Below are 18,410 nucleotides of genomic sequence, written 5' to 3'. Positions count from 1 at the left end.
CTTTGCCAGAAGGCTCAGAAATGGTGATGCCAGGTGATAACGTCACCATCGTTGTAGATTTGATTACGCCGATCGCGATGGACAAAGAACTACGCTTTGCTATCCGTGAAGGTGGTCATACTGTAGGCGCCGGTGTGGTGTCTGAGATTTTGGAGTAACAAATGTCGGCCAATAAAATTCGAATCCGTTTGAAGGCTTACGATCATAAGTTGCTTGATCAGTCAGCCGATGAAATTGTAGCGACCGCACGTCGTACTGGCGCTAAAATCGTTGGACCTATTCCTCTTCCTACAAAGATTACGGGATACACGGTTTTGCGAAGCCCTTTTATCGACAAAAAGTCGCGCGAGCAATTTGAAGTGCGTACGCATAAGCGGGTACTTGAAATTTTGGGGCCAACCCAAGACACCTTAAGTGCCCTGATGAAGTTAGATTTGTCAGCTGGCGTTGATGTGGAACTGAAGAGTTAGGAAGTAAATAAGATGCCTACTGTAGATATTGTCAACTTAAAGAACGAGAAAGTGGGAAGCATGGATCTCAACCCTGAGATTTTTGCTGTCACCATTCGAAAGCACTTGTTGACCGAAGTGGTTCACTGGCAGCGTGCTTGCAGGCGAGCTGGAACCCAATCGGCTTTGACTAAGTCAGAAGTTAATGGAACGACCAAAAAGCCATTCCCTCAAAAGGGTCGTGGTATGGCGCGTCAAGGCTCTCTGAAAAGCCCTCACCAAATCGGTGGTGGTGTTGCTTTTGCTCCAAAGCCTAGAGACTACTCCTATGCAATGCCTAAGGCAAAGCGTAGAGCAGCTTTGGCTGTAGCACTAAGCGCTCGTGTCAAAGAAGGTTCGTTCAAGATCGTTCAAGATTTTGATATTTCGGAGCCTAAGACCAAAGTGGCAGTATCTGCTTTGAAGGCGATTTCGGCAGAGCGATCTTTGGTGGTTGATTCTTCGAATCCTAACCTCAAGCGTTCCATGAAGAATTTGGAAAAAGCCAAGTTCATCGAAGAAGCTGGTTTGAATGTGTATGACATCTTGCACTATCCCGTTTTGGCGATGACTCAGCGAGCAGTTACGGCTTTGCAGGAGCGAATGCAATGATTACACAATTCGATATTTTAAGAAGACCGGTTTTGAGCGAAAAAGCTAGCATTCAGAAAGACGCTTTGCGTCAGGTAACGCTAGAAGTATTGCCTAGAGCCAACAAAAAGCAGATCAAATTTGCCGCAGAAAAGCTGTTCGGTGTTCAGGTCACAAACGTGAATACATCAGTTTACCGCGGTAAAACAAAAAGAGTCGGTAAATCAGCTGGTAAGACAGCAAATTGGAAGAAAGCCGTCTTGACGATCGCCGCTGGATCTGATTTAGACGTGTTTGGAGTTTGGCAGCAGCCGCAGATCCCTGAAGATCAGGCAGCAGCAGCTTAAAGATTACAAGTTTCTTGGCCGACAAGGCGGGTCTTTTTTTAGATCTGCCGCTTATGGCTAGAAGGATATATAGTGGGTATTAAACATTTTAAACCTACGAGTGCAGCTCGTCGGTTAACAACTGGTCCTGATTTTTCAGAAATTACCAAATCCAAGCCTGAAAAACGCTTAACTCGCGGTAAAGGTGGGATTCACGGTCACGGTGCAACCGGACGTATTAACGTACGTTTCCGCGGTGGCGCTCACAAGCGTAGAATCCGTGAAATCGAATTTCATAGAGGCAAAATAGGTGTTCCTGCCACGGTAGCAGCGATCGAATACGATCCAAACCGTAGCGCAAGACTTGCCTTGCTTCATTATGCAGACGGCGTGAAGAGCTATATCTTAGCTCCAGTCGGTCTTACGGTTGGCGATAAAGTCGAGGCAAGTGCCACGGCGGATATCAAGACCGGAAACTGCTTACCTCTCAAAAACATTCCAATCGGTACACAGATCCACGCGATTGAACTTAGGCCAGGCAAGGGCGCTCAAATGGTGCGTTCTGCGGGTGGTGTGGCTCAGTTGATGGCACGTGAAGGCATGTATGCCAACGTTCGTTTGCCATCCGGTGAGTCCCGCCAAGTGCTTGTTGATTGCACAGCAACCATCGGCCAGGTCGGTAACGTTGAACACGAATTGATCCGCCTAGGTAAAGCAGGTCGTGCACGCTGGTTAGGCTGCAGACCGCATAACCGTGGGGTATCGATGAACCCTGTTGACCATCCACATGGTGGTGGTGAAGGTAAGACTTCCGGTGGACGACATCCAGTGTCGCCATGGGGTCAGCCAACCAAGGGTTATCGTACACGTAACAACAAACGTACTAACAACATGATCATTAAGCGTAGGAAATAAAAATGGCGCGCTCACTCAAAAAAGGTCCCTTTGTGGACGCACATCTGTGGAAGAAGCTGGTTGGCGAAGTAACTGTTAACTCACGTCAAGTGATTAAGACATGGTCCAGACGCTCAACCGTGACTCCCGAGTTTATTGGTCGTACTTTTGCGGTTCACAACGGCAGAAAGTTTATTCCAGTTTTCGTGACAGACAACATGGTCGGGCACAAGTTGGGCGAATTCGCTCCAACCCGTCATTTCGTCACGCATCCGACGGATAAAAAGGTTAAGAAGGTTTAACAATGGCAACAAAAGAACGTTTAAAAGCTTTAGCAAGAAAGGAAGCGAGAGCGCTAGAAGTCGCTACCGCTAGCCTGAAGAACCTGCGCACCAGTGCTCGTAAGGCACGCGTGGTTGGTGATTTGGTTAGAGGCAAGCCGCTCAGTGAAGCCTATGTTTCATTGGCGTTTCAAGCTCGTTTTGCAGCTGGTCCATTGAGAGACTTGCTTAAATCCGCTGCTGCAAATGCAGTCGAGCGCGGTTTTGATGCAGATAGCCTAATCGTTGAAGAAATTCAGGTCCACAAAGGTCCGATCACGAAGCGCTTTATGCCTCGTGCTCAAGGTCGTGCGACTCCGATTCGTAAGCAATCAACTCACGTGGATATTCGTCTATCTACAAGGGATAGTAAGTAAGTATGGGCCAGAAAGTAAATCCAATTGGTTTTCGTCTGGGTGTTATCAAGACCTGGGACTCGAAATGGTACAGCGAAGCAGGCTACGCAGCATGGCTTAAAGAAGACATGACCGTGCGTGAGATGGTTGCTAAGCAATATAAATCGGCTGGTATCAGCAAGATTGATATTGAACGCGCAGCCAGCAAATGCAAAGTCACTGTTCATGCTGCCAGACCCGGCTTGATTATTGGCAAGAAAGGCGTAGGAATTGAGCAGCTCAGAAATGAACTGCAAAAGAAGTCAAAAAGTGAAGTCTTTTTGAACATCATTGAAGTTCGCAAGCCAGAAGCCGATGCTCAGTTGATCGCTGAAAACGTAGCACAGCAACTTGAAAGACGAGTTGCTTTCAGACGCGCTATGAAGAAAGTGATGCAAACAGCGCAGAAGTTTGGCGTGAAGGGGATCAGAGTTGCTGTTTCCGGTCGTTTGGGTGGAGCAGAAATGTCTCGCCGCGAATGGTACCGTGAAGGCCGTGTTCCGTTGCATACTTTGAGAGCTGATATTGATTACGGTTTTGCTGAAGCTCATACGACCTATGGGCAAATCGGTTGCAAAGTTTGGCTGTTTAAAGGCGAAGTTCTGCCGCCGGTTCGGAAATAAGGATAAAAAGTCATGTTATCACCAGCAAGAATGAAATATCGCAAGCGCCACAAGGGTCGTACCTGCGGCGATGCTAAAGGTGGATCAACCTTAGCTTTTGGAAACGTTGGTCTTTTGTGCACCGGCCGCGGATGGCTTACTGCACGTCAGATTGAAGCCGCTCGTATTGCTTTGACCCGTCACGTCAAACGTGGTGGAAAAGTTTGGATCAGGGTATTCCCTGACAAGCCGGTGACTAAAAAGCCTGCTGAAGTCCGAATGGGTAAAGGAAAGGGCGCTGTAGAAGGTTACGTAGCCGTGGTTAAGCCAGGCCGTATCTTATACGAAATGGAAGGCGTGACCGAAGATGTGGCCAAACGCGCCATGGAATTAGCAGCTTCCAAGCTGCCTTTCGGCACCAAAATTATTATGGCGTCCACGGAACTTTAGGGGCTTTTAAATGACCACGAATGAAGATTTTAAAAAAGAAGAAGATGCACTAAGACGCCAGCTCTTAGACATGCGTTTTGATTTGAAGAATGGCAAGCTGCTTAATACAGCTTCCCTAAGCAAGACACGCAAAGACTTGGCGAGACTTTTGACATTGAAGAGGCAGAAAAATGGATAGGCGAAAGCGCGTGATGCAAGGTCTAGTGACCAGCAACAAAATGGCTAAGACCATTGTGGTTGAGGTAACTCGTACGGTTCGGCATCCTAAATATCATAAATTCTTGAAACGTCATGATAGCTACCATGCTCACGATGAAATGAATGCTTGTCAGATTGGTGATTTGGTTTCCATTGTTGAATCCGCACCAATTTCAAAGAGCAAACGTTGGCGCCTTCGGGAAGTAATCCAAAAGGTGGAGGCATAAAATGATTCAAACCCAATCAGTATTAGATGTTGCAGATAATAGCGGCGCTAAGAAAATCATGTGCATTAAGGTGCTCGGTGGTTCTCACAGACGTTATGCATCGATTGGCGATATTTTTGTTGGCAGCGTGAAAGAAGCAAGCCCAACCTCGAAAGTCAAAAAAGGCTCTGTGGTTCGTGCGGTTGTGGTTCGCGTCGCTAAAGAAATCCTGCGTCCAGATGGAACCTATATCCGTTTTGATAAAGGCGCGGCTGTTCTCGTTAATAAAGACGACGAACCAATCGGCACTCGTATTTTTGGTCCAGTGGCCAGAGAATTGCGTGGCAAAAACTTTATGAAGATTGTGTCATTGGCACCGGAGGTGCTCTAATGAAAATTCGTTTGAAAAAAGGCGATATGGTCAAAGTGATGACCGGCTCTAAAGACAAAAAGGGTCAAGTCGGTAAAGTACTTGAGATCGATCGCAAGAAATTGCGCGTGAAGATTGAGAACGTGTTCCCAATCAAAAAACACATTAAGCCTCAGAAAAACAAAGCAATGCCTGAAGGCGGAATTGTTAATGATTTCGGAAGCATTCATATCTCGAACGTCATGTTGATGTCGAAGATTGAGGGAGCGTAAAACAGATGGCTCGGTTAAAAACATATTACGATAAAGAGCTGGTCTCTGTTTTGATGAAAGAGCTTGAGCTCAAGAACGTTATGGAGATTCCACGGTTGTCAAAAATCGTGATCAACATGGGTCTTGGCGAAGCTGTTGCAAATCCTAAAGCGATCGACCACGGTAAAGATGCTCTCGAAGCTATCACCGGTCAAAAAGTAATGATCACCAAGGCAAAGAAATCCATTGCGAATTATAAACTTCGTCAAGGATTGCCAATTGGTGTTGCCGTTACTTTAAGACGTGAACGCATGTGGGAATTCTTGGATAGATTTGTGAACATCGCTCTGCCTCGCGTGAGAGACTTTAGAGGTCTTTCCAGCAAGTTTGACGGTCAAGGTAATTGTTCGGTCGGATTGAAGGAGCATATTGTGTTTCCTGAAATTAACTACGATAAGGTAGATAAGATCCGCGGCCTCAATATTAGCTTGGTAACAACTGCGAAAACAGATGCTCAAGGAAAGGCGTTGCTCAAGCATTTGGGCGTTCCCTTTAGGAAGTAATTAAGATTATGATGACAGACCCGATTAGTGATTTGTTGGCTCGAATTCGAAACGCAATGATGGTTCGCCATAGCGATGTGAAGGTTCTTCCTTCTCGCATGGGTGAGCGTGTGTTGAGCATTATGAAACAACGTGGTTTTATTCACGATTTTTCAAACCAGGACAAAGACCTGGTGGTGAAGTTGAAATATGACGAAGCTGGCTTGCCAGTGATCGAAGGATTGGCTCGCGTCAGCAAGCCAGGTCTTCGGGTCTACGCAGGCAAAGACGAGATTCCAGCCGTTCAAGGTGGTCTTGGTGTTGCAATCGTTTCGACTTCTCGTGGCGTAATGACAGGTGCCGATGCTAAAAAGCAAGGCATCGGTGGCGAAGTACTCTGTACTGTTTGGTAGGTGTAAAATGTCTCGTATTGGAAATCAGCCGATTGAAGTACCTGAAAAAGTCAAAGTGACGATTTCAGGTCATCATGTCAAAGTCGAAGGCCCTAAGGGTAAGCTTGCTCGCGAGCTACATCCGATGGTTTCGGTTAAACAAGAAGGCACCCAAATTTTGGTAACCCGCAAAGATGATTCGAACGAATCACGCTCTTTGCACGGTTTGTCTCGAACGCTGGTGAACAACATGGTTCACGGAGTAACCCAAGGTTTCGTGAGAGACTTGGCCATTACTGGCGTTGGTTACAGAGCTGAAGCTAAAGGCAGAGAATTGCACATGGCACTCGGCTTTTCGCATCCTGTGATTTTCAAGTTGCCAGATGAGGTAACTGCAATCACTGATGCAAACCGAACGTCCATTAAATTAGAAAGTATTAATAAAGAAGTTTTGGGCGAAACAGCAGCCAAGATTCGATCTTTTAGACCACCTGAGCCTTATCGTGGAAAGGGTATTCGATACTCTGACGAAGTGATTAAGCGCAAAGAAGGGAAGTCGGCAGGTAAATAATATGAAAGCAACGATTCAATCTTTGAGAAAAAGAAATCTAAAAGCCGCTCTTTTGGCACGCCGTAAGGTCCGTGTTCGTAAGAAGGTCGAAGGAAGCGCTGCTTGTCCGCGCCTCAGCGTATTCAAAAGTGCTAAACACATTTATGTGCAAGCCATTGATGACGCTACCGGCAATACCTTGGCCTGCGCCAGTACGGTAGACAAGGATCTAAAGAGCGATGTCCAAGGCCAAAAGAAAATGTCATCCGCCACAATGGTTGGTGTTTTGCTAGGCAAGCGTTTGAAAGACAAAGGCGTTGAAACAGCGGTATTTGACCGTAATGGTTTTCGTTACCGAGGTCGCGTTGCGGCCGTGGCAACAGGCGCTCGTGAAGCTGGTTTGAATTTTTAAAGTATAGAAGTGATGGGAGAGAAAATGGCTCAACATGGTCATGACGATCAAAATGACTTACCTGAACGCGTCGTTCACGTAGGACGCGTTGCCAAAGTAGTGAAGGGTGGTCGCCGGTTTTCGTTCAGCGCGCTAGTCGTTGTTGGCGACGGTAAAGGCCGCGTAGGCATTGGACTGGGTAAAGCTGGCGAAGTGCCAGAAGCAATTCGTAAAGGCACTGAGCAAGCTCGCAAGAGTGTGGTTCATGTTTCTTTGGCGGGTCCTACCATTCCGCATCCTATCACTGGTGTTTTTGGCGCCGGTAAAGTTCTGTTGCGTCCAGCTTCCGAGGGTACAGGCGTTATCGCTGGTGCTACCGTCCGGGCAGTTTTGGAATCAGCAGGCGTCCACGATATTTTGACTAAATCTTTGGGTAGCAACAATCCACATAACGTGGTGAAAGCGACCTTGAAGGGCTTGATGTCATTGCGTACGGCGGAACAAATTGAAAAACGCCGAGGAATTCTATGAGTACACATATTTGGGTAAAACAATTAAGAGGCCACGCTGGCAAACCAAAAGCACAGCGTTTGGTTTTGGAAGGCTTGGGTCTAAAGCACATCGGTGACGAAAGCACCTTGCGCGATACACCTGCAATCCGTGGCATGGTTGAAAAAGTCCACCACATGATTGAAATTGAAGTGCGTCCTGGCCAAATCGAGCTCAATGGTGCTCGTTCCAGGAGGGTTAAGTAAATGGAATTTTTAGGATTACATAATTTGGTCGCCCCTATCGGCGCTACCAAGAATCGTAAACGCCTAGGCCGCGGTGAAAGCTCTGGTCATGGTAAAACTTCCGGTCGTGGACACAAAGGCCAAAAGGCTCGTAAGTCCGGCCAAGTACGTATCGCATTCGAAGGTGGACAAAATCCATACATGCGCCGTGTACCAAAACGTGGTTTCTCCAACGCTCCTTTCAAAGTTGTTTACCATCCAGTTAACCTGGCTAACATTGGTAAATACTTCGAAGCAGGCGCAGTGGTTGATTTAGCTGGCTTGGTTGCCGTCGGTTTGGCACCAAACATGAAAGCAAAGATCAAACTACTGGGCAATGGCGCGCTCGATAAAGCATTGACCTTCAAAGTTCATGCAGCATCAGCGACCGCGATGAGCAAAATCCAAGAAAAAGGCGGCGTGGTTGAGCTTTTGAAAACTCAGCTACAAGTAGCCACCGAAGCAGCAGCAGCTTAATAAAGCTCCTCACTGCGAATAAATAAAGGCCCGCCCGGGCCTTTTTGTCATTGCGAGGAGCAAAATGTGAATTCCAGCACAACAGTCTTTAAGTCTATTGTAGGAGGCCACTGTCAAGATATCCCTTATGCCGAAATCAGCGAATATTTGGCGGCATCCCTGAGATAGATCCGCTTCGGGAAAAATAAAAAGAGGCTCCGAAGAGCCTTTTTTGTGAATTTAAGCGAAATAGTCATTCATTATTATAAAAACATTCGTCCTCAGGTGTGGTTGTTTCATTACCACTAATGGATTTAAGAGTGCAGTTGCTTAGCTGATTATTCGTGCTTGCTTCATAGATGCTAATATTTGCGGTGTCGTCGGTGTCAGAGGAAAAAATCATATAGTTTGCTGTGTTTGTAAACGTGTTGGACGTCCATATTGGAGTTTTTTGTCCGTTTACGCTATATGCCACTAAGTTTCCATCTGTTTGCATGGTTAGTTCTGAGGCGGTACATGGCCAAAGTTGTTGGCCTGATTTTGGGCCCAAATAGTTATAATAGGGGACATTGTTTTGGGTAGAAAAATAAACGAATGAGCACGACCCGACACCGGGGGTGAGGCTAAGGTCCATCATGGGTGCTAGAAGGGCTGTGATGGATGCTGTTAGGTAGTGAAAATTATTTCCATCGTATTGTCCATCGTTTTGTATGAAGTCTCCAGGCACCATATAGGATGTTTGGTTTCCGTGAGCAGTGCACACACCTTTTAGGCAGAATTGACTCGTGCAGTCGCCGTTCGCACCACAATTTTTCCCGTTAGGGGCTGCAACACATGTTTTATTTGAACAGGTGTTAGATGTACAGTCTTTCGGATCTGAGCAAGGTCCTCCGACCGGTGAGAGAGCGCACTGGGAGGTCGTGCAGATCCGTTGTGCACTGCAGTCCGCAGATGTAAAACACTTTCCTGCGCCTACAGAAGCCTGACAAGTAGTTGAGCAGTTGCCCGACATGCACTGGCTTGGACTTGTACAAGAAGTGTTGGTATTGGCATAGCAAACGCTTGAAACGCAGGTGTTGTTAGTAATACATGTTCCGTTTGTGCAAGCAGTTAGGTTGTTGTTTCTACAGACTCCTAATGCTGAAGATGTCGCACCTATGCATGATAAATCCGCACTGCAATCTGTGGTAGCTGAACAGGGACCCCCTTCGGCAGCAGGTACACAAGTATTAGTGGTCGTATTACAATTTCCGGTTGTACAGTCGCCTGGAATCAAGCATTTGCCGCTTGTGGCAGTAGCGATTGAACAAAGATTCTTGGAATTATTGCAGATATTAGTTGTGCAGTCTGGTCCTGTTTTACATGGGCCTTGATTTACCTGATATTGTGCACAACTACCTTTCCCCAACGTAGTTACACATCGATCAGTTATGCAGTCCGTGTCTTTTCCACAACTGCCTTTTACGGATGCTTGAGCACAAAGGCCAGAGGTGATCTCTCCGCTGACAAGGCATATCCCAGTGGTGCAGTCAGAGCCATTACTCTGTATGCAGCTTCCTCCTGCAAATGCAGGGGCGCAGATCCCTTTAACGCACCTGCCGGACAGGCATGCTGTACTTGCAGAGCACGCTTGCCCTTGATTTAAAAGGCAAAAGCCGTCAACGCATGAATTATTTGGAGCGCAGTCTCCGTTAGAAGTGCAAGCTTGGTTTTTGGTTGCATCGCGGCATAGCTTTGCGGCGCATATACGGCCACCCAGACAGTCTCCAGATGCTATGCATTTTTGCAGAAATCCAGATTGTCGGCAGGTTACATTGCAAACTCCAGTCGGACAAGCGCTGCTATGTGTGCACGAGCCACCCGTAGTGTTAGGCGCCGGAGCATTAAGGGAGGAATCGCCTGGTGAAGAGCCGCCATTTGGATTTGGTGCATTAGAAGAGCATGATATTAGTAACAAGAAAGCCGTGCCCAAGATAAACCTAAACATTTGAACCTCTTAAAATCAGAATAGCAAACTGTTCACTTAAAATTTAAATATTGTTCAACTGTAATCATCTTCCCCACAACGCAGGGTGTTTTGAACCTCAAACGGGAAAGAATGGAAAATGGTATCCCTTATGCCGAAATCAGTGAGTATTTGGCCGCATCTCTAAGATAAGCGTCATCGAGCCGAGATCCAGCGCCTTTGAACGTGAGATAAGCTGCAGCTCAAACTTTGCAATTAAAAAAAGGCCCATCGGGGCCTTTTTTTGTTCCAAGCTATTTAGTTGTCACAGTCGCCGCCGCTACCTGTGGTCGAGCCTTCCATGTTGCAGTCGTATTGAACGTTTGTACCGTTTGTAACTTGAAAGTGGTAGTTCGCAGTCATTTGGACATAACTGCCTGGTACCGATGTATTTGTACTCCAGAGCACTGAGGAGCCTGGAGTCGCACTACTATAGTAAACTAAATTTCCATCTGCTTGCATAGTGAGTACTGGACTTGTGTTGCAATTGGCTTTTTCTGCTTCGACAAGATTCCAACCTGAATTATTCGGCAGATTACCTCCTAAACTACAAGTGCCATTGTTAAGGTTGGGCCAAGTGGAGGGTCCGAAAGTGGCCTGACCGTCAGGGGAGTTTATCGCTTGGCCCACTGTGTATCCACCAGTACTTGGCCCCACTGTTAATTGGCTGCCAACACCTAGAAACGAGGTTCTATTTCCGGTACCCTCACAAACAGAGCTCGCACATAAGCCACTCGCGCAATCTGTATTGCTTGCGCAAGTTTTTCCGATTGCCGTTGTACCTTGACATACACCGCCGTTGCATGTGTTGGAAACGCAGTCGTTATCAACTGTGCAGGCTTGCCCTGCCGTAGCGAGTTGGCATTTACTTGAGGCACATCCTCTGCCTGCACTGCAATCGGCTGGGGTAACACACCCGCCTGTTCCTGTAGAAGGCTGGCATACATTGGGAGTTCCGCTACATTGGCCAGAGATGCAATTTGCAGCTTGCGTGCAAGCAGTGCTAGTTGTGTCGTGACAATATCCTTCGAAGCATGAATCGTTTGGTCCGCAAACCGTTGTCACGTTAGCGGCTGTGCATGCCGTTTGAGTACTCCCTCTGCATACGTTTCCTGAACATCTGGCTGACGTATCCGAACAGTCGCTCACTGTGGTACAATATTTGCCTATTGGGGAACTATTGCATGTCCCTGCGGCTGCGCATGGTTGAGAGCCCGAACAGTTGCATGATTTAGTGCTGCAGTTGGCGTCAGAGACGCATTTTCCGCTAGCAGGGGTCGATATCGTGCAGAGGCCGCCGGAACATAGTTGGGTTATACAGTCTGTGCTATTGGTGCAGGTAGCACCGACGGGTGCGCCGATACATTTACCTGTTGCTGAGCAGGTTTTGGAAGTGCAATCAAGAGCCACATTGCAGAAACCGCCTATCGCAGATACTGCACATGCTCCATTTGTACATACCTGCGTGCTGCAGTCCTTATCGATCAAACAACTTTCATTAGCGTTCGCTAAGGCGCATTTTCCGCTCTGGCAGTTGTTGGAAATGCAGTTGGCACCGCTGGTGCACGTTCCATTAGTCTTGGTCAGACATTTGCCGTCGAAACAAGCATCTTGTGAAGCCGTACAGGTGGTTGCGCAGGTTGGCAAGGCTGGGTTTCTACAATACCCCGCAGCGCATACGCGTCCATTTTTGCAGTCCGTTGTGTCTACGCAGTGGCCGCCTAAACCCGCCAGCTGACAGGTTACGTTGCAAACGCCTGTCGGACATTGGCTGCTATGGGTGCAACTGCCACCCGTAGTTGCGGGCCCCGATGGGGAGGGTTGCGTTGGGGTTGGCGTAGAACTACAGGAAGCGAGCAATATTATCCAGCCCGCTGCGATTATCTTAATCATGTTTGTTTCTCCTACTATCATTGTATGCGATTTGGTGGTTGGAAGTCTCGATCTAGGGAAACAATTTAATGCCAGGGTTGATGGATGGCTATAGACTATTTTGCAGCCGAATGCATTATAGTCTTGACTATTGTGCAATACTCTGCAAAATAGTCACATGGAACGTGAGCAAAAGCAAGCGATTATCAGAGACCTAAGCAAGAAGCTCGTTTTACTAGCAGGCCCTAGGCAAGCAGGAAAAACAACCCTTGCGAAAGAAATCGGTGCGCATTTTGAAAACTCTGTTTATTTAAATTACGATCGTTTGGAAGATCGAAATATCATCAAGCAAGAGGCCTGGCTTCCCAAAACAGATTTGTTGATTCTCGATGAGATTCACAAAATGCCAAAATGGAAAAATTACTTAAAAGGGGTCTTTGATACAAAAAACCCGCATCTTAAGATTTTGGTTACAGGAAGTGCCCGCCTCGATATCTTTCGGCAAGCGGGGGATTCTTTAGCGGGTCGTTATTATCTCCATCATTTGCTGCCTCTATCTCCGGCGGAACTGGTATCTGTAGGTCACGATTCAGACATTAATCGATTCTTAGAGCGAGGTGGATTTCCTGAACCCTATTTGGCAGCAGATTTAGTTGACGCCAAAAGATGGCGACTTCAGTACGTCGATAGCCTTTTTCGTGAAGAAATCTTAAGTATGGAGAATGTGCATGATTTGCGTGCCATGCAGCTTATTTTTGAGCTCCTACGCAAACGTGTGGGTTCTGCTGTTTCGTACGTATCATTGGCTGAAGATGTGGGGATCTCGGTTAATACTGTTAAGCGATACATAGGTATATTCGAGGCGCTATACTTAGTTTTTCGCGTAACACCGTTTTCTAACAACATCGCTAGAAGTTTGCTCAAAGAGCCTAAGATTTATTTCTTCGATGTCGGGCTAGTGGATGGGGATATTGGCGCGAAGTTGGAAAACTTGTTTGCCGTTTCTTTATTGAAGTACACCCTTTTAAAGACAGACTATGCTGCTGAGCCTTATGCGCTTCACTATCTAAGAACCAAAGAAAAACAGAAAGTTGATTTCGCTATATGCAACGGCGGTAAAGTTGAGCAGATTATAGAAGTGAAGACTGGTGACAAATCCCTTTCTAGGGAGCTCATTTACTTTCACTCCAAATATGGGTTCCCCACGACTCAGGCAGTTTTAAATCTCAAACGCGAGAGAATGGAGAAGGGTATTTCTGTGAGAACTGCCGATGATTTCTTAGAAAAGCTGCAAGGCTTAAGCCTAGGATGACATTGGGCGCAGGTTGCCTGGCTGCCTTAATTGCAGCCTTCGGTGGTAGAAGTCATTGTGCACCCGGGCTCCCTAGATTGAGTTTTCCAGGCAGGCCGGTACCGCATTGGGTTTGATATTAGGATTACAAGCGCCATCACTCGGGCAGAGTAGAAATGGTGTACAAATGATTGTGGTGCATGCAGGAAGTTCACAAGCATAATATACTTTGTTATCATTTTGACCGACTAGTTGGAGTATTGGTTTGCCCAAATAAGCCGGCGAGGTGCCGACTTTCAACTGAGCGTACAGTGGAGATGTTGCGATACCCCCAACTCCTGTGTGTGCAGCCCAAGGAGCGGTTGGCGTGTCGTTTGGATAAAATACTAGGTTATCGTCATTCTGCATGCTTAGTTTTACACTTGAGGTACAAGCAGCGGAAGTGGCTGTTGAGAGCGTTTGCGGGTTTTTGCCATCGATGAGAAGTACAACGGAGCAAGTAGTACCCGAGCTCTGTACTGTTAGTGAAAACCTACCTGCAACTAAGCTTTGGTTTTGGTTTAAGACTTTGTTATAACCTAGATTGGCTGTGCCGGGGCCTTCTGCAACGCATTTTTGTTGTACGCAAAATTCTGAACCGCATTCAGAGTCTTGGTTGCAAGGTTCGTCAGCGCTGTTCAAGCATTTTCCATCGTTGCAATAGTAAGAAGCGCAACTGGTGTTGTTGCTACAGGCTGTGCCGTCACTGGCGGTACAATATCCGGCTGTAGCTGAAGAGCAAGTGCTACCGCTGGCGCATGGAGTTGTTGCATTACAGGGGGTTAGTTTAGTGGTATCTCGACAGAAGCTTTTGATACATTGAATGTTAGCGCCGGTGCAGGGTGCATTCGACGAACAAGGTGTTCCAGGATCTGGATTTTGACGGCCGGATTTTGAGCTTGAACATGCTGATATCAAGATAAGGCCTAGTATGGGTATAAGTTTCATTTTTTTCCTCTACCAATATGTTAGTTAATATTGCTTTTTAAATGCAACTGATAACTGCGAACGCCTGGAAACCCAAGGGCTGTCTGCCAGGGCGAAGCGCCAGGGAGCTAGGCGATCGGATTCGGAAGCATATTCAATGCCAACCCTGGGGCCGGCCAGAACATTGGAAACAGACGGTGCGTCTAAGACCATTAATCCACCCGGTTCAAATAGACAATCATAGGTGTTAGCGGTGGTGAGCCCTGAAGCAGCTGCCACTTTACCGGGGCCGGTTAAAAGTGCTGGTCCTTTGATGTTTTTGCGACGTTTCAGAATCGTGGGCATGCCTTCGACTGGCTCGCACGAGCGAATTAAGACCGCGGCGCCTTCTTCTTCCTGGTTGGTGACGAAGTTTAACATGTTGTGCAGGCCGTAACATAGGTACACGTACGCGTATCCTGGCGGGCCGAACATGACGGCGTTGCGTTTGGTTTTGCCGAAACGGCAGTGGTTTGCTGTGTCGCCTGGGTGTCTGTAGGCTTCGGTTTCGGTGATGCGGAGGGTGATATCTTCGTGTTGGATTAACTTGCCAATCAAATCGCGAGCGACATGAAGGGCATCGCGGGCGTAGAATGATTGGGGTAGGAGCATGGATAAAATATATAATATGGGGGGTTGTTGTCAATGTGTACGAACATCGGATCGGGCGACCCGCCCGGCCACCCGGCCCCGCGGCAGCCCTCCGGGCCTGGCGTGGCCGGGCTGCTGGCAAATGCGACGCCTGCGGCGCCTTTTGGAAGGTCGCCAAATTTTTCAGGTGGCGGGTATACGGTTGTATGTCTGATTCGCTGGCTTCGATTAAGGTGCATTTGGTGTTTGGCACGAAAGAAAGGGTGCCTTGGTTAACTCCGGATATTCGGGGAGAATGTTATCAGCGTTTGGCTGCACTGGCCCGCAAATCCGGGTCTAAGGTCTATGAGATAGGCGGGGTTTGTGACCATGTTCATATTCTTTTGACACTTCCTAAAACGTTATCGATTGCTAAACTTGTCGAAGTTTTAAAAAGTACGACCGCCAAGTGGCTAAAAGGTCAAAGATTGGAATTGGAATCATTTTGCTGGCAGTCAGGCTATGGCGCATTCTCCGTGAGCGAATCGCAAGTAGAACGGGTTAGGCAATATATTCGAAACCAAGAAGCCCATCATCAAAAGGTTTCATTCCAAAACGAATTTGATCGCATCGCCCGCTCAAACGGCTAGACGGTGATCGCGAGAGGCGCCGCAGGCGTCGAACTTGCCAGCAGCCCGGTCACACCAGGCCCGTAGGACTGCCGTGGGACCGGGTGACCCGCCGCATAACGGAGAGGGTTACGCTAGATGATGTCTTAGCTCTTCTCTAGCCAGATTTGCGCCAGTTACGACCGAGCTTCTTTCTTGCGCACACATTTCTTGCATCAACCCGAGTTCCAACGTTTGCTGTTGGCAAGACAAGTTCTTCTCGCTTGCAAAGATTTGCGCCGCTCTCGGTAGGCAGTGCGCACCGCCGCAGGCGCCTCTTCCCAGATGGGTGCGGCCTTTGAGATCGCTCAGGCGGCCGCAGATTTCATGTTGAATGCTGTATTGCAGTTTTTCTTTGGAGACGCCTTCGCAGAGACACACTTCTTCGGTGGCAGGCGCGGGGTGGAAGCCTGGCAAGGGGCGGATGTGGGTTTCGCAGGGGGTTTTGATGCCTAATTTGCTGGCGATTTGGTCGGTCACTTCTTCGGATAATTCACGGTAGGAGGCGAGTTTGCCACCCATGATGGAGAATAGGTTGTTTTGATGGTCTAGGATTAGATGTTCCCGGGTGAGGGCATCTTCGTTTTTGCCCCATTCGTAGAGGGTCGGTCTAACACCGACGTAGGAGCGGTGTGGGGTGTATTGCTCGATGCTGGGGAACACGGATCTGGCGGCTTCGATGACGTAGCGGACTTCTTCGTCTAAAATAGGCGGAGCGTCAAGATTGCCATAGAAGTCATCGTCGGTGGTGCCGATGATGGTGTTTCTGCCGTGGGGTAGAAAAAACATTTGCCTGCCATCGATGGCTTTCATGATGAGGCCATAGTTGGAAATGCGGTGTGGGTAGACCACGTGGATGCCTTTGCCTGGTCTGAGCCGGTAGGGCATCTGGGTTTTGGTGGAGATAGACGCGCCCCAGGCGCCGGTGGCGTTTATTGTGTATTTTGCTTCGTGTTGTTCGTGCTTTTTGCCCAAATGGTCATAAAACTCTACCCCGGCGATTTGGCCTTTTGCATCTAAGATAAAGTTGGTGAATTCGCAGTAGTTTCGAACCTCAGCACCCATGAGTTTGGCATCGACCGCGTTTTCAACGTTGAGACGATAGGAATCCACGGCCCACTCGTCCAGGGTGACCGCGCCAATGATGTGTTCGGATAGGCCTGGCTCTAAGGCTAGTGCCTCGTCCTTGGTTAGGCGTGTGTGTTTTTTGCCGTTTTTGAGCGGTTGGAATCGGTCGTAGGCTTCGAAGAATATTTCGGCGCCTTCTAATAGAAAGCTGCCGCCGAAGTCGGTTTTCATGACGGGGAACAAAAAGGGAACGCGGTGCAGCAGATGGCTGGCAATTTTCTGAATATAGCCTGAGTCGGTGCAGCTGGATTTGGTGGTGCCGACGTCGTATCGCAGATAGCGAATGCCCCCGTGTATCATGCCGGTGTTGTTGCCGGAGGCGCCAAAGGCGAAATCGTGCTTTTCTATTAATAGAGTTTTGATGCCCCGAAGCGCGCAATCTCGTGCAATGCCGGTGCCGTTGATGCCCCCGCCAATGATAATCACATCGTGTGAAAACTGAGTCATGGAATACCTATATCGATTCTGACGTTTTTAGGCATATGAAAGTTACAAAAATTCTTGGATTCACGGTATTTGCCGTTTCACTGCAGGCGGTGCAAATCCCGGATCACTTGTGGCATCATTCGCATTCTATGGGGCGAGGGGCTGGCAGAGCTAGGCCTCTGGATCATGCGCCGACGCCTGCGCAGATTTTGGGACCATTCTTCCCCGTGAGATTTCCAGAAGAAACGGATCCAGATTTGACACACGTTGATCGCGTGGAAGCTAAAGGCGTTAAGATTTATGTCAACGGCCGAGTGTTTGACACGCAGAGTCAGCCTGTGGTTGGCGCCGTGGTTGAAATTTGGCAAGCGTGCCAGGCTGGAAGTTATAATCATCCGGCGGATTCAAATCCAGCGCCGAGAGACCCAAACTTTCAATACTACGCCAGCACCATAACCGATGCTGACGGTGGCTATTTGTTTAAGACCATTGTTCCTGGGCCTTATCCTGCTGAAGGCGACTGGGTTAGGCCATCGCATATTCATTTTAAGGTAACGCACCGAGGGCATCACGTCTTGGTGACGCAGCTCTATTTTAACGGCAAGACTTTTGGCATCCAGGAACTGGCTCAGTTTAATGGCAAGCCAGTAACTGGGCTCGATTTGGATAAACTCAACGAGGCTGATCATTTGCTGCGCGAGTTGTCTCAGGAAGATAGAGATCAATTGATTGTTAAATTTCTGCCGCATCCGAGATTTGACTCACCAGCGGGGCTGTTTGATTTGTACCTGGAAAAGACAGCAGAGTCTGATCTATAAAAAAAGACATCCAAAAACACAACTTTCGGCGTAATAAGCCGAAACCTCATTTTAAGAGGTCATCATGAAAGCGTTTATTGTTTTAGCACTTGTTCTTTCAAACTTTTGTTTCGCTGTTGAAGTTATTCAGACAAGTTATAACGCTAACACTGACATGTTGGAAGTCGAAGTCCAATATGTTGGCGGCTGTGTGGAGCATCGCTTTCAAATGAATATCTTGGAATGCGTGTTGTCTAAAACACCCAACATGGGTTTGATCAATATTTGTGACGCACAAATCATGGATGTTACCCGTGAGCTTGATTCATGCGAGTCTATAGTTCGAAAGACTTTGCGCGTTCAACTCACCAGCCTGAGCGGCCCAGCGCGTCCTGATTTGCTTGGCTTTAATCACACCAATGTTGTGTTGGTTCCAAAGAAGAGTTAAGGAAG

The 18,410-nt window shown here is 47.8% G+C and carries 27 protein-coding genes; 25 read left to right on the top strand and 2 right to left on the bottom strand.

Annotated features, from left to right (window positions below):
- The 22 genes from tuf to V4534_07730 form a co-directional block, all read left to right on the top strand.
- The coding region (gene tuf, locus V4534_07835; protein MES2504772.1) for an elongation factor Tu at positions 1-158 on the top strand (158 nt) is incomplete at its 5' end.
- Positions 159-161: 3 nt separating this feature from the next.
- Entirely contained in the window at positions 162-470 is a 309-nt protein-coding gene (gene rpsJ / locus V4534_07830; protein ID MES2504771.1) for a 30S ribosomal protein S10, read from the top strand.
- A 12-nt stretch (positions 471-482) separates the two neighbouring features.
- Positions 483-1,100 (top strand): 50S ribosomal protein L4, encoded by a 618-nt coding sequence (gene rplD / locus V4534_07825; protein MES2504770.1) that lies wholly within the window; start codon positions 483-485, stop codon positions 1,098-1,100.
- Positions 1,097-1,426 carry a 50S ribosomal protein L23 gene (gene rplW, locus V4534_07820; protein MES2504769.1) on the top strand — a complete coding sequence of 110 codons (330 nt, stop codon included), beginning with the start codon at positions 1,097-1,099 and terminating at the stop codon, positions 1,424-1,426. The genes rplD and rplW overlap by 4 nt, the downstream gene beginning before the upstream one ends.
- A 72-nt stretch (positions 1,427-1,498) precedes the next feature.
- Entirely contained in the window at positions 1,499-2,320 is an 822-nt protein-coding gene (rplB, locus tag V4534_07815; protein MES2504768.1) for a 50S ribosomal protein L2, read from the top strand.
- Between the two features lie 2 nt (positions 2,321-2,322).
- On the top strand, positions 2,323-2,601 hold the full coding sequence (rpsS, locus tag V4534_07810) for a 30S ribosomal protein S19 (GenBank protein ID MES2504767.1): 279 nt from the start codon (positions 2,323-2,325) through the stop codon (positions 2,599-2,601).
- A gap of 2 nt (positions 2,602-2,603) precedes the next feature.
- Positions 2,604-2,996, top strand: a complete 393-nt coding sequence (gene rplV, locus V4534_07805; protein MES2504766.1) for a 50S ribosomal protein L22 — start codon at positions 2,604-2,606, stop codon at positions 2,994-2,996.
- 2 nt (positions 2,997-2,998) lie between these two features.
- Positions 2,999-3,637 (top strand): 30S ribosomal protein S3, encoded by a 639-nt coding sequence (gene rpsC / locus V4534_07800; protein MES2504765.1) that lies wholly within the window; start codon positions 2,999-3,001, stop codon positions 3,635-3,637.
- 12 nt (positions 3,638-3,649) lie between these two features.
- Positions 3,650-4,066, top strand: coding sequence for a 50S ribosomal protein L16 (rplP, locus tag V4534_07795; protein ID MES2504764.1), 417 nt, complete (start codon positions 3,650-3,652; stop codon positions 4,064-4,066).
- 10 nt (positions 4,067-4,076) lie between these two features.
- On the top strand, positions 4,077-4,244 hold the full coding sequence (rpmC, locus tag V4534_07790; GenBank protein MES2504763.1) for a 50S ribosomal protein L29: 168 nt from the start codon (positions 4,077-4,079) through the stop codon (positions 4,242-4,244).
- The gene (rpsQ, locus tag V4534_07785; protein ID MES2504762.1) at positions 4,237-4,491 is read left to right on the top strand and encodes a 30S ribosomal protein S17; all 255 of its coding nucleotides are present in this window, start codon (positions 4,237-4,239) and stop codon (positions 4,489-4,491) included. The genes rpmC and rpsQ overlap by 8 nt, the downstream gene beginning before the upstream one ends.
- A gap of 1 nt (position 4,492) precedes the next feature.
- On the top strand, positions 4,493-4,861 hold the full coding sequence (rplN, locus tag V4534_07780; GenBank protein ID MES2504761.1) for a 50S ribosomal protein L14: 369 nt from the start codon (positions 4,493-4,495) through the stop codon (positions 4,859-4,861).
- Entirely contained in the window at positions 4,861-5,112 is a 252-nt protein-coding gene (gene rplX / locus V4534_07775) for a 50S ribosomal protein L24 (protein ID MES2504760.1), read from the top strand. The genes rplN and rplX overlap by 1 nt, the downstream gene beginning before the upstream one ends.
- Before the next feature lie 5 nt (positions 5,113-5,117).
- Entirely contained in the window at positions 5,118-5,654 is a 537-nt protein-coding gene (gene rplE / locus V4534_07770) for a 50S ribosomal protein L5 (GenBank protein ID MES2504759.1), read from the top strand.
- Between the two features lie 8 nt (positions 5,655-5,662).
- Positions 5,663-6,046 carry a 30S ribosomal protein S8 gene (rpsH, locus tag V4534_07765; protein MES2504758.1) on the top strand — a complete coding sequence of 128 codons (384 nt, stop codon included), beginning with the start codon at positions 5,663-5,665 and terminating at the stop codon, positions 6,044-6,046.
- A gap of 7 nt (positions 6,047-6,053) precedes the next feature.
- Positions 6,054-6,596, top strand: a complete 543-nt coding sequence (rplF, locus tag V4534_07760) for a 50S ribosomal protein L6 (protein ID MES2504757.1) — start codon at positions 6,054-6,056, stop codon at positions 6,594-6,596.
- 1 nt (position 6,597) lies between these two features.
- Positions 6,598-6,987 (top strand): 50S ribosomal protein L18, encoded by a 390-nt coding sequence (gene rplR / locus V4534_07755; protein ID MES2504756.1) that lies wholly within the window; start codon positions 6,598-6,600, stop codon positions 6,985-6,987.
- Between the two features lie 24 nt (positions 6,988-7,011).
- Positions 7,012-7,497 (top strand): 30S ribosomal protein S5, encoded by a 486-nt coding sequence (gene rpsE, locus V4534_07750; protein ID MES2504755.1) that lies wholly within the window; start codon positions 7,012-7,014, stop codon positions 7,495-7,497.
- Positions 7,494-7,721 (top strand): 50S ribosomal protein L30, encoded by a 228-nt coding sequence (gene rpmD / locus V4534_07745; protein ID MES2504754.1) that lies wholly within the window; start codon positions 7,494-7,496, stop codon positions 7,719-7,721. The genes rpsE and rpmD overlap by 4 nt, the downstream gene beginning before the upstream one ends.
- On the top strand, positions 7,722-8,216 hold the full coding sequence (gene rplO, locus V4534_07740) for a 50S ribosomal protein L15 (protein MES2504753.1): 495 nt from the start codon (positions 7,722-7,724) through the stop codon (positions 8,214-8,216).
- Positions 8,217-11,434: 3,218 nt separating this feature from the next.
- Positions 11,435-11,938: a hypothetical protein gene (locus V4534_07735; protein MES2504752.1), complete on the top strand. Its 504-nt coding sequence runs from the start codon at positions 11,435-11,437 to the stop codon at positions 11,936-11,938.
- A gap of 312 nt (positions 11,939-12,250) precedes the next feature.
- Positions 12,251-13,384, top strand: a complete 1,134-nt coding sequence (locus V4534_07730; GenBank protein ID MES2504751.1) for an ATP-binding protein — start codon at positions 12,251-12,253, stop codon at positions 13,382-13,384.
- 990 nt (positions 13,385-14,374) lie between these two features.
- On the opposite strand, the gene V4534_07725 is transcribed toward V4534_07730, so the two are convergent.
- Positions 14,375-14,980: a DNA-3-methyladenine glycosylase gene (locus tag V4534_07725; GenBank protein ID MES2504750.1), complete on the bottom strand. Its 606-nt coding sequence runs from the start codon at positions 14,978-14,980 to the stop codon at positions 14,375-14,377.
- 185 nt (positions 14,981-15,165) lie between these two features.
- On the opposite strand from V4534_07725, the gene tnpA reads away from it, so the two are divergent.
- Positions 15,166-15,588 carry an IS200/IS605 family transposase gene (gene tnpA / locus V4534_07720; protein MES2504749.1) on the top strand — a complete coding sequence of 141 codons (423 nt, stop codon included), beginning with the start codon at positions 15,166-15,168 and terminating at the stop codon, positions 15,586-15,588.
- Positions 15,589-15,696: 108 nt separating this feature from the next.
- On the opposite strand, the gene V4534_07715 is transcribed toward tnpA, so the two are convergent.
- A complete protein-coding gene (locus tag V4534_07715) occupies positions 15,697-17,181 on the bottom strand; it encodes an FAD-dependent oxidoreductase (protein ID MES2504748.1) in 1,485 nt (494 codons plus the stop codon).
- 35 nt (positions 17,182-17,216) lie between these two features.
- On the opposite strand from V4534_07715, the gene V4534_07710 reads away from it, so the two are divergent.
- Positions 17,217-17,978 carry a protocatechuate 3,4-dioxygenase gene (locus tag V4534_07710; protein MES2504747.1) on the top strand — a complete coding sequence of 254 codons (762 nt, stop codon included), beginning with the start codon at positions 17,217-17,219 and terminating at the stop codon, positions 17,976-17,978.
- A 64-nt stretch (positions 17,979-18,042) separates the two neighbouring features.
- Positions 18,043-18,405 (top strand): hypothetical protein, encoded by a 363-nt coding sequence (locus V4534_07705; protein MES2504746.1) that lies wholly within the window; start codon positions 18,043-18,045, stop codon positions 18,403-18,405.
- Positions 18,406-18,410: the final 5 nt, after the last annotated feature.

It is taken from the genome of Myxococcota bacterium (assembly GCA_040387835.1).
In the GTDB taxonomy this organism is placed as follows: domain Bacteria; phylum Myxococcota; class UBA727; order UBA727; family JABDBI01; genus JAZKCZ01.
The sequence above is the reverse complement of the archived record's forward strand: the minus strand, read 5'-3'. Positions and strand labels throughout refer to the sequence as shown.

Excerpts from the sequence above, each read along its gene's own strand:
- rpsJ (MES2504771.1), top strand. The coding sequence starts at position 162 with ATGTCGGCCAATAAAATTCGAATCCGTTTGAAGGCTTACGATCATAAG.
- rplD (MES2504770.1), top strand. The coding sequence starts at position 483 with ATGCCTACTGTAGATATTGTCAACTTAAAGAACGAGAAAGTGGGAAGC.
- rplW (MES2504769.1), top strand. The coding sequence starts at position 1,097 with ATGATTACACAATTCGATATTTTAAGAAGACCGGTTTTGAGCGAAAAA.
- rpsS (MES2504767.1), top strand. The coding sequence starts at position 2,323 with ATGGCGCGCTCACTCAAAAAAGGTCCCTTTGTGGACGCACATCTGTGG.
- rplV (MES2504766.1), top strand. The coding sequence starts at position 2,604 with ATGGCAACAAAAGAACGTTTAAAAGCTTTAGCAAGAAAGGAAGCGAGA.
- rpsC (MES2504765.1), top strand. The coding sequence starts at position 2,999 with ATGGGCCAGAAAGTAAATCCAATTGGTTTTCGTCTGGGTGTTATCAAG.
- rplP (MES2504764.1), top strand. The coding sequence starts at position 3,650 with ATGTTATCACCAGCAAGAATGAAATATCGCAAGCGCCACAAGGGTCGT.
- rpmC (MES2504763.1), top strand. The coding sequence starts at position 4,077 with ATGACCACGAATGAAGATTTTAAAAAAGAAGAAGATGCACTAAGACGC.
- rpsQ (MES2504762.1), top strand. The coding sequence starts at position 4,237 with ATGGATAGGCGAAAGCGCGTGATGCAAGGTCTAGTGACCAGCAACAAA.
- rplN (MES2504761.1), top strand. The coding sequence starts at position 4,493 with ATGATTCAAACCCAATCAGTATTAGATGTTGCAGATAATAGCGGCGCT.
- rplX (MES2504760.1), top strand. The coding sequence starts at position 4,861 with ATGAAAATTCGTTTGAAAAAAGGCGATATGGTCAAAGTGATGACCGGC.
- rplE (MES2504759.1), top strand. The coding sequence starts at position 5,118 with ATGGCTCGGTTAAAAACATATTACGATAAAGAGCTGGTCTCTGTTTTG.
- rpsH (MES2504758.1), top strand. The coding sequence starts at position 5,663 with ATGATGACAGACCCGATTAGTGATTTGTTGGCTCGAATTCGAAACGCA.
- rplF (MES2504757.1), top strand. The coding sequence starts at position 6,054 with ATGTCTCGTATTGGAAATCAGCCGATTGAAGTACCTGAAAAAGTCAAA.
- rplR (MES2504756.1), top strand. The coding sequence starts at position 6,598 with ATGAAAGCAACGATTCAATCTTTGAGAAAAAGAAATCTAAAAGCCGCT.
- rpsE (MES2504755.1), top strand. The coding sequence starts at position 7,012 with ATGGCTCAACATGGTCATGACGATCAAAATGACTTACCTGAACGCGTC.
- rpmD (MES2504754.1), top strand. The coding sequence starts at position 7,494 with ATGAGTACACATATTTGGGTAAAACAATTAAGAGGCCACGCTGGCAAA.
- rplO (MES2504753.1), top strand. The coding sequence starts at position 7,722 with ATGGAATTTTTAGGATTACATAATTTGGTCGCCCCTATCGGCGCTACC.
- V4534_07730 (MES2504751.1), top strand. The coding sequence starts at position 12,251 with ATGGAACGTGAGCAAAAGCAAGCGATTATCAGAGACCTAAGCAAGAAG.
- V4534_07725 (MES2504750.1), bottom strand. The coding sequence starts at position 14,980 with ATGCTCCTACCCCAATCATTCTACGCCCGCGATGCCCTTCATGTCGCT.
- tnpA (MES2504749.1), top strand. The coding sequence starts at position 15,166 with ATGTCTGATTCGCTGGCTTCGATTAAGGTGCATTTGGTGTTTGGCACG.
- V4534_07715 (MES2504748.1), bottom strand. The coding sequence starts at position 17,181 with ATGACTCAGTTTTCACACGATGTGATTATCATTGGCGGGGGCATCAAC.
- V4534_07710 (MES2504747.1), top strand. The coding sequence starts at position 17,217 with ATGAAAGTTACAAAAATTCTTGGATTCACGGTATTTGCCGTTTCACTG.
- V4534_07705 (MES2504746.1), top strand. The coding sequence starts at position 18,043 with ATGAAAGCGTTTATTGTTTTAGCACTTGTTCTTTCAAACTTTTGTTTC.